General features: G+C 66.3%; 13 protein-coding genes and 1 riboswitch. Of the genes, 5 read left to right on the forward strand and 8 right to left on the reverse strand.

Features of this window, described 5'->3' with window-relative positions; genetic code table 11:
• Positions 1-35: 35 nt before the first annotated feature.
• Positions 36-794: an SDR family NAD(P)-dependent oxidoreductase gene (locus VDP74_RS00665; RefSeq protein WP_322997675.1), complete on the reverse strand. Its 759-nt coding sequence runs from the start codon at positions 792-794 to the stop codon at positions 36-38.
• Between the two features lie 109 nt (positions 795-903).
• On the opposite strand from VDP74_RS00665, the gene VDP74_RS00670 reads away from it, so the two are divergent.
• Positions 904-1,812, forward strand: coding sequence for a LysR family transcriptional regulator (locus VDP74_RS00670; protein ID WP_322997676.1), 909 nt, complete (start codon positions 904-906; stop codon positions 1,810-1,812).
• 27 nt (positions 1,813-1,839) lie between these two features.
• Here VDP74_RS00670 and glmS read toward each other — a convergent pair whose 3' ends face one another.
• Positions 1,840-3,672, reverse strand: coding sequence for a glutamine--fructose-6-phosphate transaminase (isomerizing) (glmS, locus tag VDP74_RS00675; RefSeq protein WP_322997677.1), 1,833 nt, complete (start codon positions 3,670-3,672; stop codon positions 1,840-1,842).
• Positions 3,673-3,862: 190 nt separating this feature from the next.
• Here glmS and VDP74_RS00680 point away from each other — a divergent pair, with 190 nt between their 5' ends.
• From VDP74_RS00680 to VDP74_RS00690, 3 genes are all read left to right on the forward strand, one after another.
• Positions 3,863-4,348 carry an Lrp/AsnC family transcriptional regulator gene (locus tag VDP74_RS00680; protein WP_322997678.1) on the forward strand — a complete coding sequence of 162 codons (486 nt, stop codon included), beginning with the start codon at positions 3,863-3,865 and terminating at the stop codon, positions 4,346-4,348.
• Positions 4,349-4,609: 261 nt separating this feature from the next.
• Positions 4,610-6,262 (forward strand): DEAD/DEAH box helicase, encoded by a 1,653-nt coding sequence (locus VDP74_RS00685; RefSeq protein ID WP_322997679.1) that lies wholly within the window; start codon positions 4,610-4,612, stop codon positions 6,260-6,262.
• Positions 6,263-6,366: 104 nt separating this feature from the next.
• Positions 6,367-7,545, forward strand: coding sequence for a class I SAM-dependent methyltransferase (locus VDP74_RS00690; protein ID WP_322997680.1), 1,179 nt, complete (start codon positions 6,367-6,369; stop codon positions 7,543-7,545).
• Positions 7,546-7,577: 32 nt separating this feature from the next.
• On the opposite strand, the gene murI is transcribed toward VDP74_RS00690, so the two are convergent.
• From murI to VDP74_RS00705, 3 genes are all read right to left on the reverse strand, one after another.
• Entirely contained in the window at positions 7,578-8,351 is a 774-nt protein-coding gene (murI, locus tag VDP74_RS00695; RefSeq protein ID WP_322997681.1) for a glutamate racemase, read from the reverse strand.
• Positions 8,352-8,463: 112 nt separating this feature from the next.
• Positions 8,464-9,612 (reverse strand): tRNA CCA-pyrophosphorylase, encoded by a 1,149-nt coding sequence (locus VDP74_RS00700; RefSeq protein ID WP_322997682.1) that lies wholly within the window; start codon positions 9,610-9,612, stop codon positions 8,464-8,466.
• A gap of 2 nt (positions 9,613-9,614) precedes the next feature.
• Positions 9,615-11,693 carry a transglycosylase SLT domain-containing protein gene (locus VDP74_RS00705; protein ID WP_416232912.1) on the reverse strand — a complete coding sequence of 693 codons (2,079 nt, stop codon included), beginning with the start codon at positions 11,691-11,693 and terminating at the stop codon, positions 9,615-9,617.
• A 122-nt stretch (positions 11,694-11,815) separates the two neighbouring features.
• Between VDP74_RS00705 and VDP74_RS00710 the strand changes: the two genes are divergently transcribed.
• Positions 11,816-12,442 carry a 5-formyltetrahydrofolate cyclo-ligase gene (locus VDP74_RS00710; protein ID WP_322997684.1) on the forward strand — a complete coding sequence of 209 codons (627 nt, stop codon included), beginning with the start codon at positions 11,816-11,818 and terminating at the stop codon, positions 12,440-12,442.
• A 7-nt stretch (positions 12,443-12,449) separates the two neighbouring features.
• Here the strand turns inward: VDP74_RS00710 and metF are convergent, their stop codons facing one another.
• The 3 genes from metF to ahcY form a co-directional block, all read right to left on the reverse strand.
• Positions 12,450-13,310: a methylenetetrahydrofolate reductase [NAD(P)H] gene (gene metF, locus VDP74_RS00715; RefSeq protein WP_322997685.1), complete on the reverse strand. Its 861-nt coding sequence runs from the start codon at positions 13,308-13,310 to the stop codon at positions 12,450-12,452.
• Positions 13,311-13,325: 15 nt separating this feature from the next.
• The gene (locus VDP74_RS00720; protein WP_322997840.1) at positions 13,326-13,664 is read right to left on the reverse strand and encodes a phage holin family protein; all 339 of its coding nucleotides are present in this window, start codon (positions 13,662-13,664) and stop codon (positions 13,326-13,328) included.
• A 92-nt stretch (positions 13,665-13,756) separates the two neighbouring features.
• The gene (gene ahcY / locus VDP74_RS00725; protein WP_322997686.1) at positions 13,757-15,163 is read right to left on the reverse strand and encodes an adenosylhomocysteinase; all 1,407 of its coding nucleotides are present in this window, start codon (positions 15,161-15,163) and stop codon (positions 13,757-13,759) included.
• A gap of 63 nt (positions 15,164-15,226) precedes the next feature.
• Positions 15,227-15,325, reverse strand: a riboswitch (S-adenosyl-L-homocysteine riboswitch).
• Between the last annotated feature and the right edge of the window lie 2 nt (positions 15,326-15,327).

Here is a 15,327-nt window from a genome sequence, read left to right on the forward strand (position 1 = left end):
GCCGGCCCGGCCCCGGCGGGCGGCGCCGATCCGGGTCAGACGAACATGCCGCCGGACGCCTCGATGCGCTGCGCGTTGACCCAGCGGCTGTCCGGCGACAACAGGGCAGCGACCAGGTCGCCGATGTCATCCGGCTTGCCGGCACGCCCAAGCGCCGTCACCGAAGCGACAAAAGCATTCATTTCCCGGTCGTCGCGAACGGCCCCGCCGTGGAAGTCGGTCTCGATGGCGCCCGGTGCAATGGTGTTCACCGCGATGCCGCGCGGTCCCAGTTCCTGGGCCAGGTAGCGCGTCATCACCTCGATGCCGCCCTTCATCACCGCATAAGCGGCGAAATTGGGCAGCGAAAAGCGCGTCAGGCCGGACGATACGTTCAGGATCCGACCGCCGTCGCGCAACAGCGGCAGCAAGGCCTGGGTCAGGAAGAACGGCCCCTTGAGATGCACGCGCATCAGTTCGTCGAATTGCGCCTCGGTGGTATCGGCGAACGCGGCATAGATTCCCATCCCTGCGTTGTTGACCAGGTGATCGAATCCCGTGCTGCGCCATTGACTGGACAAGGTCTCCCGGACCTGCGCGGCGAACCCGGCAAAGCTGGCGCTGTCGCCAACGTCGAGCTGCAGCGCCGCAGCCCGTCGCCCCTTGTCCTGGATGCGGGATACGACTGCGTCGGCCGCTGCACGGTCGGCGCGGTAGGTCAGGATCACGTCGTTGCCCCGGTCGGCGAGCTTGATCGCTGCGTCACGGCCCAGGCCCCGGCTGCCGCCAGTGATGAGTGAAATAGTGGAATGCATGGATTTCTCCGGTATCAGGCTGTGGAATCAGCGGAGAAATCATTCTATTGAACGGAACAAATGATATAAATAGGCGATTCATGAAAACATAGTTCCACGAAAAGAGACAGTGATGAGCAGAATCCAGGACATGCAGATCTTCAGGCGCGTGGCGGAACTGAGCGGCTTCAGCGCAGCCGCCGACAGCCTGGGGTTGCCCAAGGCCACGGTATCCGGCGCCGTGCGCCGACTGGAAGACCGATTGGGCACCCGGCTGCTGCATCGCACCACCCGCCGTGTGAGCCTGACGCTGGACGGCGAGGTGTTCTACCAGCGGTGCCGCGACCTGCTGGCCGATCTCGAGGAACTGGAAAACCTGTTCCTGAGCAGCGACCAGGCGCTGACAGGCGTGATCCGCACCGACATGTCCAACGGGATCCTGCAGAACATGATCATGGCCCGCCTGCCCGAATTCCTGGATGCGCATCCCCTGCTGAAGGTGGAGATGAGCAGCACCGATCAGTTCATCGACCTGGTGCGCGGCGGATTCGACTGCGTATTCCGGGTCGGCGAACCCGGCGACCTGAACCTGGTGGCGCGCAGGCTCGGCCACCTGCCCTTCATCAACTGCGCCAGCCCGGCCTATCTGCAGCGCCACGGAATACCGCAGACCGTAGACGACCTGCGCAGCCACAGACTGGTCCATTACGTCAGCCATCTGGGAGCCAGCGATCCGGGATTCGAATACCCCGTTCGCGGCGGATACGAGTCCCTGCCCATGCCCGGCGCGCTCACGGTCAACCACGTGCACTCGTATGAAGCCGCCGCGATCGCAGGAATCGGGATCATCCAGGTGCCGGAGGCGCACGCGCGGCACCTGATCGAAGCCGGAAACCTGGTGGAAATCCTGCCGGACCACCGCCCCCGGTCCCTGCCCGTATCGGTGCTCTACCAAGGGCGCCGTCACCTGGCGCGGCGTACCCAGGTTTTCATGGAATGGGCGCAGACCGTCATTGATCCCATCCTGGAGAAAGACTGACCCCGGACATGCGCCGGGGGCGGGGCATCATTCCACCGTCACGCTTTTCGCCAGGTTGCGCGGCTTGTCCACGTCCGTGCCTCGGGCGCAGGCCGTGTGATAGGCCAGCAACTGCAGCGGCACCGTATGCAAAATGGGCGACAGCTTGCCGTAGTGTTCCGGCATGCGGATGACGTGCATGCCCGATGCCCCCACTATCTGCGAGTCGGCATCGGCAAAGACGTACAGTTCGCCGCCGCGCGCGCGCACTTCCTGCATGTTGGACTTCAGCTTTTCCAGCAGTTCGTCGTGCGGCGCCACCGTGACCACCGGCATGGCGTCAGTCACCAGGGCCAGCGGGCCGTGCTTCAGTTCGCCGGCGGGATAGGCTTCGGCGTGGATGTAGCTGATTTCCTTCAGCTTCAGCGCGCCTTCCAGGGCGATGGGATAGTGCATGCCGCGCCCCAGGAACAAAGCGTTTTCCTTGCTGGCGAAGCGTTCGGCCCAGGCGATGATCTGCGGTTCCAGGGCCAGCACGGCGGCAATGGCTGCCGGCAGGTGGCGCAGGGATTTGACGGCCTGCTGTTCAGCGGCGTCATCCAGCCGGCCATGGGTCTGCGCCAGCGCCAGTGTCAGCAGGTACAGCGCCGTCAGCTGGGTGGTGAAGGCCTTGGTGGACGCCACGCCGATCTCTACCCCGGCCCGGGTGATGAAGGCCAGCTTGCACTCGCGCACCATGGCGCTGGTGGCCACGTTGCAGATGGTCAGGGTGTGCTCCATGCCCAGGCTGCGGGCGTGTTTCAGCGCCGCCAGGGTGTCGGCCGTCTCGCCCGACTGGGAAATGGTCACGACCAGGGTGCGCGGATCGGGCACGCTGGTACGGTAGCGGTATTCGCTGGCGATCTCGACGTTGACCGGGATCCCGGCGATCGATTCGATCCAGTAGCGCGCCGTCAGCCCGGCGTAATAACTGGTGCCGCAGGCCAGGATCAGCACACGGTCGATGGCCTTGAACACCCCATGGGCACCATCACCGAACAATTCCGGCATGATGGCGTCGATCCCCTGCAGGGTATCGCCCACGGCGCGCGGCTGTTCGAAGATTTCCTTTTGCATGAAATGACGATAGGGGCCCAGTTCGGCCTCGCCCGTGTGGGCCTGGACGGTATGCACGGGCCGGTCCACAGGCTGGCCCTGAGCATCGCTGACCCAGACGCGGGACAGTTGCAGGTCCACCACGTCGCCGTCTTCCAGGTACATGATCTGGTCGGTCGTGCCCGCCAGCGCCAGCGGGTCGGACGCCAGGTAATTGCCCTGTTCGCTGCAGCCCACCACCAGGGGCGACCCCTGGCGCGCCCCGACCACGCGGTGGGGTTCCTGCGCGCAGAACACGGCGATGGCATAGGCGCCTTCCAGGCGTCGCGTCGCCTGCTGCACGGCGGCGAACAGATCGCCGTCGTACAGATGATCCACCAGGTGGGCGATCACTTCCGTATCGGTCTGGCTGTGGAACACATAGCCCACCGCCTGCAGTTCAGCACGCAACGCGTCATGGTTCTCGATGATGCCGTTATGCACCAGCCCGATGCGCGGCGCCCCGTTTTCCGGGCCGGAGAAATGCGGGTGGGCATTGTGCGTCAGCGGCGCCCCATGGGTGGCCCAGCGAGTGTGGGCAATGCCGGTCAGCCCCTGGACGCCGTCCTGCGCGGCCTGGGCCGCCAGTTCCGCCACGCGCTGGGTGCTGCGCACCCGCAACAGGCCGGTGCCGGTATGCACAGCTACGCCGCAGGAATCATAGCCACGGTATTCCAGACGGCGCAGGCCTTCCAGCAGAATGGGAACGATATTGTGACGCGCAACGGCGCCGACGATGCCACACATGAGGATGCTCCTGAAATCAAATCATGGGGCCCTGCGAACCGGTCGCAACCGACCCCCGAAATCCTGTTCAGCCGCTATTGTGTCTCGACCACAAAGAAATATGATTTCTATTTTCTATTTAATATGAAATTATATTTCTTTGGTTTTATTGAATGAAATATAATTTCATATTCTTTCTGGGAGATTCGGCATGGCCGACACCAATCTCGCGCACGGACTCGATGATCTGGACCGCCGCATTCTGGGCCAATTGCAGCAGGACTGCTCCCTGAGCAATCTGGACCTGGCCGCCCGTGTGCACGCATCGCCCCCTACCTGCCTGCGCCGCGTACGCAAACTGATGCAATCCGGCCTGATCCTGCGCCAGGTCGCCCTGCTGGATCCGGCACGCCTGGGCGCCGCCCTGACCGTCATCATCGAAGTATCCCTGGACGCACAGGCTGCGGCGCAACTGGATGCAGTCGAGGCCGGCCTCATCAGCGAGCCCGCCGTCCAGCAATGCTACCGCGTCAGCAGCGGCCCCGATTTCGTGCTGGTGGCCCAGGTCGCCGACATGGCCGCCTACCAGGACCTGGCGATACGCCGCCTGACGGGCGACCCCCGCATCCGCAACGTGCGCAGCTTTTTCGCCACAGCCCGCAGCAAATTCGACCCTTCCATTCCCATCGTGGATTAAGGGTTAATACTTATGCTATAGTAGCGGATTGCCTGTTTTCTGACCTCCTGACCTTGGCTTGCGCCAGGTGTTCCACCCGCCAGCGTTTTATTTCCCCTGGCGGACCGACACACGGAACACCCCACCGATGCGCTATTTTGGGTTGACCCGGTCGGCACATGCGACTGATTCTGCGTGGCAGACATCCACAGCAGCAAACCCGACGGGGCCCTCGACTGGCGCCCCGCAGCACATCGCCCGCCTTCGCGGGCCAAGGAAATCATGTCTTTCGACTCCCTGGGGCTCGGCCCCAAGCTCGTGTCCGCTCTTCAAGAACAGGGCATCTCCACCCCCACGTCCGTGCAGTCCGCCGCCATCCCCAAAGCGCTGGCCGGCCACGACCTGATGGTGTCCTCGCAGACCGGCAGCGGCAAGACCGCCGCCTTCATGCTGCCCTCGCTGCAGCACCTCAGCCACCGCACCGGCCCCGGCGGGCGCGGCGTGCAGGTGCTGGTGCTGACGCCCACCCGTGAACTGGCCATGCAGGTGGCCGATGCCACCCGCGCCTACGGCAAGCACCTGGAGGGCCTGCGCGTGGCCACGGTCGTCGGCGGCATGCCCTACGGCGCCCAGATCAAGTCCCTGTCCAAGCGCGTGGACGTGCTGGTGGCGACCCCGGGCCGCCTGATCGATCACCTGCAGGCCCGTCGCGTGAACCTGTCCACCGTGCAGACGCTGATCCTGGACGAAGCCGACCGCATGCTGGACATGGGCTTCATCGAAGACATCGAAACCATCGTCGGCGCGACGCCGGACGACCGCCAGACCCTGCTGTTTTCCGCCACGCTGGACGGGACGGTGGCCAAGCTGGCCGCCAACCTGATGCACGAACCTCATCGCATCGAAATCGCCTCGGCTCAGCAGAAGCACACCAACATCACGCAGCATCTGCTGTATGCGGATGACCGTGCCCACAAGCTGCGTCTGCTGGATCACCTGCTGCGCGATACCACGCTGGACCAGGCCATCGTCTTTACCGCCACCAAACGCGGCGCCGACGACCTGGCCGACCACCTGTCCGAAGAAGGCTTTTCTGCCGCCGCCCTGCACGGCGACATGAACCAACGCCAGCGCACCCGCACCCTGGGTCTGCTGCAGAACGGCCGCGTGCGCGTGCTGGTGGCCACTGACGTTGCTGCCCGTGGCATCGACGTGCAGACCATCACCCACGCCGTGAACTACGACCTGCCCATGCAGGCCGAAGACTACGTGCACCGCATCGGCCGCACCGGGCGCGCCGGGCGCGATGGCCAGGCCATCACGCTGGCCGTCACGGCCGAACGCCACAAGATCCGCCGCATCGAACAATTCATCGGCCAGTCCATCCCCATGGAAACGATCCCGGGGCTGGAACCGAAGCAATCCGTACGCCCCACCTGGAAGGACCGGCCCAGCAAGGGCCGCCCGCACAGCGGAAAGCCCGGCGGCTACCAAGGCAAACCCGGCGGCTATCAGGGCCGCAAGCCCTGGCAGCAGGATCGGGACGAGGCCACTGCCGGCGCCCGCCCCGCCGCTCGCCAACCCTGGCAAAAGGACCGGGACAACGCTGCCGGCCCCAGCCAGGGCGCCCGCAAGCCCTGGAACAAGGACCGGGACGCCGCCGCGCGCCCCCAGGCCGGCGCTGCCAAGCCCTGGCATCGCGACCGCGCGCAGGCGGACGACGACACGCGGCCGGCTCGCAGCCACAGCACGCGTTCCGACTGGACAGCCGCTGACGCGTCCTCCCGGCCCGGCCACGCCCGCCGCCCCGATGCCCGCGCCGACCACGGTCAACGCGGCCCGCGCAGCGACAAGGTCGGCGCCAAATCGACCTTCAAGCGCCAAGCCCGCCAGGATCAGGACAAAAAGCCGGCCCAACGTCCGCGCTTTGCCTGAATGACCGACGGCGCGTGACGCGCCGCTGCGCCTCCCCATCGCCCCGGGCGCTCTCACGAGCCCCGGGGCGATGTGCCTCTGATCAAGCTGCTATGCTTCGCCCCATGATCGAACTGCCTGCCATCCGGACCCCCGACAACCTGCCCGAGCCCGATGCCGACTCCCGCGCCCATGCGCAGCGGGTACAGGCCATGCTGCTGGATCGGATCAAGGCTGCCGGCGGCTGGCTGTCCTTTGAAGCGTGGATGCAGGCGGCGCTCTACGAACCCGGCCTGGGCTACTACAGCGCAGGCAGCGCCAAGCTGCATCTCGGGGGTGACTTCACCACGGCACCGGAAACCAGTCCGCTGTTCGCGCAGGCGCTGGCCCCCCAGGTGGCGCAGATCCTGCAGGCCAGCGGCAGCCAGACCGTGCTGGAATTCGGCGCCGGGACGGGTGCGCTGGCCGCAGCGCTGATCCCGGCCCTGCAGGGCCTGGGCATCCAGGTGCATTATCAGATCATCGAACTGTCCGCCGATCTGCGCGCCCGACAGCAGGAACAACTGGGCTGGTGGCGCGATCAGGTGGAATGGCTCGACGCCTTGCCCGAGGCGTTTTCCGGATGCGTGCTGGCCAACGAAGTCCTGGATGCCATGCCGGTCGTCCTGTTTCAATACGGCGCCCAGGGCCTGATCCAGCAGTTGGGGGTGGAACATCGCCCGGACGTCGATGGCAGCCCCTTTGCCTGGGCTGCGCGTCCCATGCCCGATGCACTGGCGACACAGATCGCCGCGCGCCTGCCTGCCATGCCAGGCTATCGGTCCGAGATCAACCTGCAGGCCGAGGCCTGGATGCGCCAGATGGGCCAATGGCTGAAACGGGGTGCGGCGCTCCTGATCGATTATGGATTCCCGCAGGCCGAGTACTACCATCCGCAGCGCCTGCAGGGCACCCTGATGTGCCACTTTCGCCATCATGCCCATGACCAGCCGCTGATCCTGCCCGGCCTGCAGGACATCACGGCCCACGTGGACTTCACGGCCATGGCGGATGCCGCGCTCGACGGCGGACTGGACGTGCTGGGCTACGCCTCGCAGGCCCGCTTCCTGATGAACGGCGGGCTCGCGCAATTGATCCGCGCGCCAGGGTGCGACCCTGCCGCGCGCGCCCGGGAACTAGCCGCCATCAACACGTTGACGTCCGAAGCCGAGATGGGCGAACTCTTCAAGGTCCTGGCCGTGGGTCGCGACATCGATGGCCCGCTGCTGGGTTTCGTGCGCGGCGACCGGCGCGACCGGCTCTGAACCGCTGCGGCGCGGGCGCGCCGCCGCCCCGATCAGTCCACCGCCAGTCCGAAACTGTTCATCAGCCGGCGAGTGGCAAAATCGGGCGCCCCCCCGGTAAACCATGCCCGATCAGCGGCATCGGGATGCAGCGCCTGCTCTGCCAGAGGCACCAGGCTGCGCGCGTGGCGGGCAATAGCCTCCGCCGGGTCCAGCCAATCGACGGGCCAGGGGGCCAGGCGCCGAAAGACATTGGCCAGGAAGGGATAGTGGGTGCAGCCCAGCACGACGATATCGGTCCGGCGAGCATCGGTCTCTACAAAGCAGCCGGCGATCTCGGCATGGATATCGTCATCGGACACCGGCAGGCCTCGGATATAGGCTTCCGCGATGCGGGCCAGGCGAGTCGACCCCACCAGCCGCACCTGGCATTTCGAGGCAAAGGACTGGATCAGGCGACGGGTATAGTCGCGCTGGACGGTTCCCGGCGTAGCCAGCACCGACACCAGCCCGGACCGCGTGCGTTCGGCCGCCGGCTTGATGGCCGGCACCGTCCCGACGAACGTCATCGCAGGATAGGCCGCCCGCAGCGCAGCGCCTGCAACGGTGAACGCCGTATTGCAGGCCACGATGCACAGGACCGGATCGTGGTCGCGCAGCAGGCGGCCGAACAGGGCCACCACATGACCCCGCAATTCATCTTCCGCCCAGCCGCCATAAGGAAACCCGGCATCGTCGGCCACGTAGACGAAGCGCCGTTCGGGCATCAGCACCCGCGCCTCGCGCAAAACGGTCAGGCCGCCGATGCCGGAATCGAAGACCAGCACGGGACGTTCGGGCGGAACACAGGAAGGCACAAGTAGAGTCGCGGCTTGAAAAGTACGATTGTCCTCTTTTTCCGAGGACCCAGTGTCGGGTCCCGGCAGCCCCGCGACGGGTTCAGGCCGACGTGGACAAGGCCAGGATCCGCGCTGCCCGCAGGCCTTCCCGGATCAAGCCGGCATCCCCTCGCGCGGCCCGGGCAATGGCGCCGGCATCCACGGATCGGACGGCCTCCAGGCGCTGGCCCCAGGCAGGCAGGTCGATGCCCTCCCGGACGCAGGCCGCTGCTGCCAACAAATCCAGGCAGCGGTCCGGACGACGCACGGCATCGCAGGATTCCAGCAGATCCAGCCAGGCCTCGGGCCCGGCAACATCACCCGCCTGCAAGCACATACTCTCGGCCGGGCCGAGGCGCGCCAAGCGATCCAGCATGCCCGGCAGCAGGCGGGCCAGGTCCCGGCAGGCAGACGGCGCACGCAGCCGATCCTGCAGACCGGCATCCGCCGAAGCACGGCACAGCAGGGCATACCGCTGCGCCAGGGACAGGCCCCGGTCAGCGCCCTGCGCCAGACCAGCGGCGACCCCGGCATTCCAGATCAGTCCAGGTGCGACCCGCGCCAGCGCATCGCATTGGACCAGCACGTCGAACATGCGGCCTGGGTGAGCCGTCATCAGGCCCTTGGCGAATTCCTGCCAGACCCGTTCCGGCACCAGGGCGTCGACCTCGCCGTCGCGCACCAGGGCGCGACAGAGATCCAGGGTCTCGGGGGCGATGGAAAAATCGTGGAAGCGCGCGGCGAAACGGGCCAGGCGCAACAGGCGCACAGGGTCCTCGACGAAGGCCGGCCCCACGTGCCGCAGGATGCGCGCCTGGACATCTGCCGCCCCGCCCAGGGGATCGATCAGGGTGCCGCCAGGCGCCTGCGCGATGGCATTAACGGTCAGGTCGCGGCGATGCAGATCATCGACCAGGGTGACGTCCTGCCCCGCATGGAAGACGAAGCCGTGATAACCCCGTCCGGATTTGCGTTCCGTGCGGGCCAGGGCGTATTCCTCGTGGGTGCGCGGGTGCAGGAACACGGGAAAATCCCCGCCCACCGGGGTGAAGCCCCGCGCCGCCATGATTTCCGGCGTGGCGCCCACCACCACCCAGTCGCGGTCGCCGGCAGGCCGCCCCAGCAGCGCATCGCGGACGGCGCCACCTACGATATACACATCCAGGCCCGCCAGAATGGGGTCCTGCCAGTCGGCAGGCAGGTGGGACACCGTCACGGCTGCGCAGTGCGCGTGCCGTCCAGGGGGCTGACCGTGCCCAGACGCGCTTTCAGGGAATCCGGCTTGCCGGAAAACAGCATGGAATACCAGACTGTATTGGACATGACGTTCTTCACGTACAACCGGGTTTCGGTGAAGGGGATGGTTTCTGCGAAGATCGCGCCCTCGACAGGGGCCTGCAGCTGGGAGCGCCAGCGCTTGGGACGACCCGGGCCGGCGTTGTAGCCGGCCGTGGCCAGCAGCTGGGATCCCCCCAGGCCCTGCAACACCATGTTCATGTAGTTGGTGCCTAGAACCGTATTGGTATCGAAATCGTTGACCTGCCCGGGATGGAAGTCCTTCATGCCGATCTTGCGGGCCACGTATTTGGCCGTGGCGGGCATCAGCTGCATCAGGCCCGATGCACCCACCCAGGAGCGGGCGTCCATGATGAACCGCGATTCCTGGCGGATCAGGCCATAGACCCAGGCGGGGTCCAGATCGATCTGGCGTGCTTTCTCGGCGACGCGGCCTTCGAAGGGCGCGATGAATCGTTGGCTGAAATCCACGACCTGCCGGGTCTGCAGGGACGTATTCACCACCCGGTCGTAGATGTGTTCGGCACGGGCGAATTCGGCGGCGCCGCGCAGCTGCGGATCGCTCATGCCGCGCAGGGCGAAGTTCCATTCCGGCACGGCCTCGCGGCGCCAGCCCAGGTCGAACAAGGCAACCGCGCGCTGCAGGCCGGCATTGGCCCGCGCCTGGGCTGTCCAGGCGGGATCCAGCGGCGCGGGGGCGGCCGGCAGGCGCGGCGTACGACCGAGCTCTTCGGCCGCCAGCTGGCCATAAAACCCCAGATCGCCCGCAACGGATTCGTAATACTGCCGCGCGGCCTGCGCATTACCCTGGGCCGCCAGCGCCCGGCCATACCAATATCGCCAGACGGGCTCATCGGCCTGGGCGACCGACATCTTGCGGATCGCCGCCGCCACCCGATCCCACTGGATCGGCGAGGCCCGCAATTCGGCACGGACTTCCCAGGCGTGGTTGTAATCGGTCATGGGAATGAACCCCGACTGCCGGTACCAGCGTGCGGCATCGGTCTCGACGTTCAGCGCGGCCGCCAACCCGAATTGCCCCCAGACCCACTGCATGTCGGCCTTGGGCATGATGGCGGCCCAGTGTTCCTGGACGTACTGCGCGGCCTCGGGGCGGTCGTCGCTGCGGGACAGGCGGGACAGCGCCAGCGCCGTCAGCTCGAAATCAGTGGTCGAACGCGGCTTCGAGCGCGACGCCAGCCATTTCCGGGGATCCTTCATCAGGGCGGCGAACTGCACCATCGCGGCGTCGTCGAAGACCACGGACGCCAGGCGATTGATGTCGGCCGTCTTGCTGCTTTCCATGATGTCGCGCAGCAAGCCGTTCCATTCCTTGCGGCTGAGCACGTGATCGGCTGCCGCCTGGTCCAGCAGTTCCCAGCAATCGGAATTGGGCTTGAACACGTCGAGCACTTCGGTCGCGCGGGCATGCTTGCCCGTCATGTGGCGGGCCATCAGCAGCGAACACTGCACAGCAGACGACGGGTCGGCTACCGGCTGGATCCGCAAGGCACCGGCATAATCTCCGGCGCGCACCGACGCCAGGATCCAGTCGGCGCGAATGCGTTCGTTCAGATAGCTGTCCGGATTGTCGTGCAGAAACTGCCGCACGGCATCGTTCGGCACAGGGGACGTGCGGTCCTGCAGATTGCGCTGCAGGGCCCAGTAACGGGGATATTGGCCCAGCACGGGATCGGCTGCCGCGACCGGGATCAGGCGATCCAGATCCGTCCAGCGGCGCTTCTGCACGGCGGCGTAGGCATCTTCCACCGCCTGGCGGGCGGCGGGCGGCACGGTCGGGGCCACATAGGCCGGCACGACAGGCGCGGCCGGTTCCGACGCAGCACCGGCCGCAGCAGCGCCGGGCACCGTGCCGCCATCGGCGACCAGGGCTGCCTGCGGGGCTTCGCCCGCCTGCGCCTCGGCCTGCGTCGGCGCATGGGCCCCTGCACAGCCGCTCAGGCCCAGCGCGGCCGCCAGCCCCCAGGCCAGCATGCGCCCTCGCGCCACGGTTTGGTCAGGAGGACAACAGGCGTCATGCCCGGTCCGGCCAAGGCATCCCGGATCCCTTAGAATATCAACGCGCATCACGCCACCCCACAGCTACGGCCTGCCTCATGAATCAGAACGCACAGGATAACGCAGTCCCCTTGCGGACGCGACTGAAACAACGACGAACCGACCTGCCCGCCGCCGACCGCGACCGGGGCGCCCTGTTGATCCGGGGCCGGCTCTACACCTGGCTGGCTGGCCACCGCGCCGCGCTGCGCGAATCCGGCCGCCCTGACATCCGCCATATTGCAGCATTCTGGTCCATGCCTGAAGAACCCGGCCTGCAGGCGCTGCTGCGCCAATGGGCGCAAGACGAGTCCCTGACGGTGTCTCTGCCCGTGGTGACGGGGCCCGACGCCCCGCTGTCATTCCACCTATGGACGCCGGAGACCCCCATGCACCCGGGCGCCTACGGCATCCAGGAACCCGACGGCCCTGCCGCACCAGCCCCGGACCTGGTTCTGGTGCCGACGCTGGGCTTCACCCGTCAGGGCGATCGCCTGGGCTACGGCGGCGGCTACTATGACCGCACGCTGGCGGCGCTGAAGGCGTCGGGGCAGCCATTTACCAGCATCGGCATCGCCTGGGCCAGCGGAGACCTCAGCGGGGAACCCTATGCCCCGGCCCCGCACGACGTCCGGCTGGACGCGATCCTGACCGACAAGGGCTGGGCCGTTCCGGCGCCGCAATAAACCGCGATTACGACCCGATCCGCAGGTTGTCGCACACCTGCACCACGGCATCTGCATGGTTCAGGGTATAGAAATGCACTCCGGGGGCGCCGCCGTCCAGCAGGCGTTCGCACAGCCGGGTAATGGCGTCGATGCCGAATGCGCGGATCGACGCCTTGTCGTCGCCGAAACCCTGCAGGCGCAGCCGCATCCAGCGCGGGATCTCGGCCCCGCACATGGACGAGAACCGCGCCAGTTGGGTGTAGTTCGTCACCGGCATGATGCCCGGCGTGATGGGGATATCGACGCCCTGGGCGCGCACCCGGTCCACGAAATCGAAGTACGCGTCCGGGTTGAAGAAATACTGCGTGATGGCACCGTCGGCGCCGGCGCGTACCTTGTTGACGAAATGCCGCAGATCTTGTTCCGCGCTTTCCGCCTGGGGATGCATTTCAGGGTAGGCTGCGACTTCGATGTGAAAGGCATCGCCATACTGTTCCCGCACGAAACGCACCAGTTCGCTGGCATGATGCAGGTCACCCGTGTCGCCACCCATGCCCGACGGCAGGTCGCCGCGTAGCGCCACCAGCCGGCGGATGCCCCGATCGCGGTAGTCGTCCAGGATCACGCGCAGATCGTCGCGCGTGGCCCCGATGCAGGACAGGTGCGGCGCCACGTCGGTGCCCAGATTGCGCAACAACTGCACGGTATCCACCGTGCCGGTCCGGGTGGACCCGCCCGCGCCGAAAGTCACGCTGACGTAGGCGGGATTCAGAGCTGCCAGGCGCTTGGCCGACCGCACCAGGCGTTCCTGGGCGGCGATGTCGCGAGGCGGAAAATATTCCAGGCTGAGGACCGAGGAAGGCCTGGTTTTTTCAGTATTCGGCATGGTGTCCCAAGAATCTCATTGCAACAAAAGGCTGGCCAGCACGCCGGACACCAGGCTGTAGACGATGGCGCCGATCACGGCCCACCAGAATCCGTCTACCTGGAAGCCCTTGAGGATAGACCCCGCCCACCAGAACACCAGGGCATTGAGCACCAGCAGGAACAGCCCCAGCGTGACGATGGTCAACGGCAGGGTCAGCAGGACCAGCAAGGGTTTGACGACCGCATTGAGCAACCCCAGCACCAGCGCGGCGATCAGCGCCGAACCGAATGACGAGACGGTAATGCCGGGCAGCAGATAGGCGACCACCAGCAAGGCGACCGCATTCAGGATCCAGACAAGCAACAGCATGATGATGCTCCTTTGACAATTCAGGCGGGCTGGCGCAGCACCTGGCCGGACGACGCCGCGCCGGGGCGGCGCATCCGGTCAGGCATCCGGACCGATCAATAACGGTAGTGGCCGGGCTTGAACGGGCCGGCCACCGGCACGCCGATGTAATCGGCCTGCTTCTGCGACAGCGTCGTCAGGTTCACGCCCAGTTTCTTCAGATGCAGGCGGGCGACCTTTTCGTCCAGGTGTTTCGGCAGCACATAGACCTGGCCGGTCTTGTACTGATCGCCGCGCGTGAACAGTTCGATCTGGGCGATGGTCTGGTTGGTGAACGAGGCCGACATCACGAAGGACGGGTGGCCGGTGGCGCAGCCCAGGTTCACCAGGCGGCCCTTGGCCAGCAGGATCACGCGCTTGCCGTCCGGGAAGATGATGTGGTCGACCTGGGGCTTGATTTCCTCCCATTGCAGGTCTTCCACCGAGGCGACGTTGATCTCGCTGTCGAAGTGGCCGATGTTGCAGACGATGGCCTGGTCCTTCATGCGGTACAGGTGGTCGCGATCGATCACGTGGTAGTTGCCGGTGGCGGTGACGAAGATATCAGCCTGCTCGACCACGTCGGCATCGTCCAGGTCCACGACCCGGTAGCCTTCCATGGAGGCCTGCAGGGCGCAGATCGGGTCGACTTCGGTGACCCAGACCTGGGCGCGCAGCGCGGCCAGCGCCTGGGCGCAGCCCTTGCCCACGTCGCCAAAGCCGCAAACGATGGCGACCTTGCCCGCCACCATGACGTCGGTGGCGCGCTTGATGCCGTCCACCAGCGATTCGCGGCAGCCATACAGATTGTCGAACTTGGATTTGGTCACCGAGTCATTGACATTGATGGCCGGGATTTTCAGTTCGCCACGCTGGGACATCTGGTAGAGGCGATGCACGCCCGTGGTGGTTTCCTCTGTTACGCCCTGGATCTGCGCCAGGCGGGTCGAATACCAGTTGGGGTCCTGGGCGAGCTTGGCCTTGATCGAGGCAAACAGGACGCGCTCTTCCTCGTTGTCGGGCTTGGAGATCACGGACGCATCGGTCTCGGCCCGCGCACCCAGGTGCAGCAGCAGCGTGGCATCGCCACCGTCGTCCAGAATCATGTTGGCCTGTTCGCCCGGCCAGTCGAAGATGCGGTGGGTGTACTGCCAGTAGTCTTCCAGGGATTCGCCCTTGACGGCGAACACCGGCGTGCCGCTGGCGGCAATCGCGGCGGCGGCGTGATCCTGGGTCGAAAAGATATTGCACGAGGCCCAGCGGACTTCCGCCCCCAGCGCCTTCAGGGTCTCGATCAGCACGGCCGTCTGGATGGTCATATGCAGGCTGCCGGCAATGCGAGCGCCCTTGAGCGGCTGCGACGCGGCGAATTCCTCGCGCGTGGCCATCAGGCCCGGCATTTCGGTTTCAGCAATGGAAAGTTCGCGGCGGCCCCAGTCGGCCAGGGCGATATCGGCGATGACGTAGTCGTGTGCAGTGCTCATGCGTGTTCCTGTAGAGCCTGCGCAGCGGGAGAACGGTTGCCGCCCACCCCTGCCCGCGCAGGGCAACGATGGGCGCCGTTCATAAAGAAGGTTCCTGAGCCTGGCGGCCCGCAGCTAGGCCCATGACGGGCCGGCGGGGCCGGTGCAGCGCCCCTCAGGAAATG

The sequence above is a fragment of the Castellaniella sp. genome (assembly GCF_034674885.1).
Classification (GTDB): domain Bacteria; phylum Pseudomonadota; class Gammaproteobacteria; order Burkholderiales; family Burkholderiaceae_B; genus Castellaniella.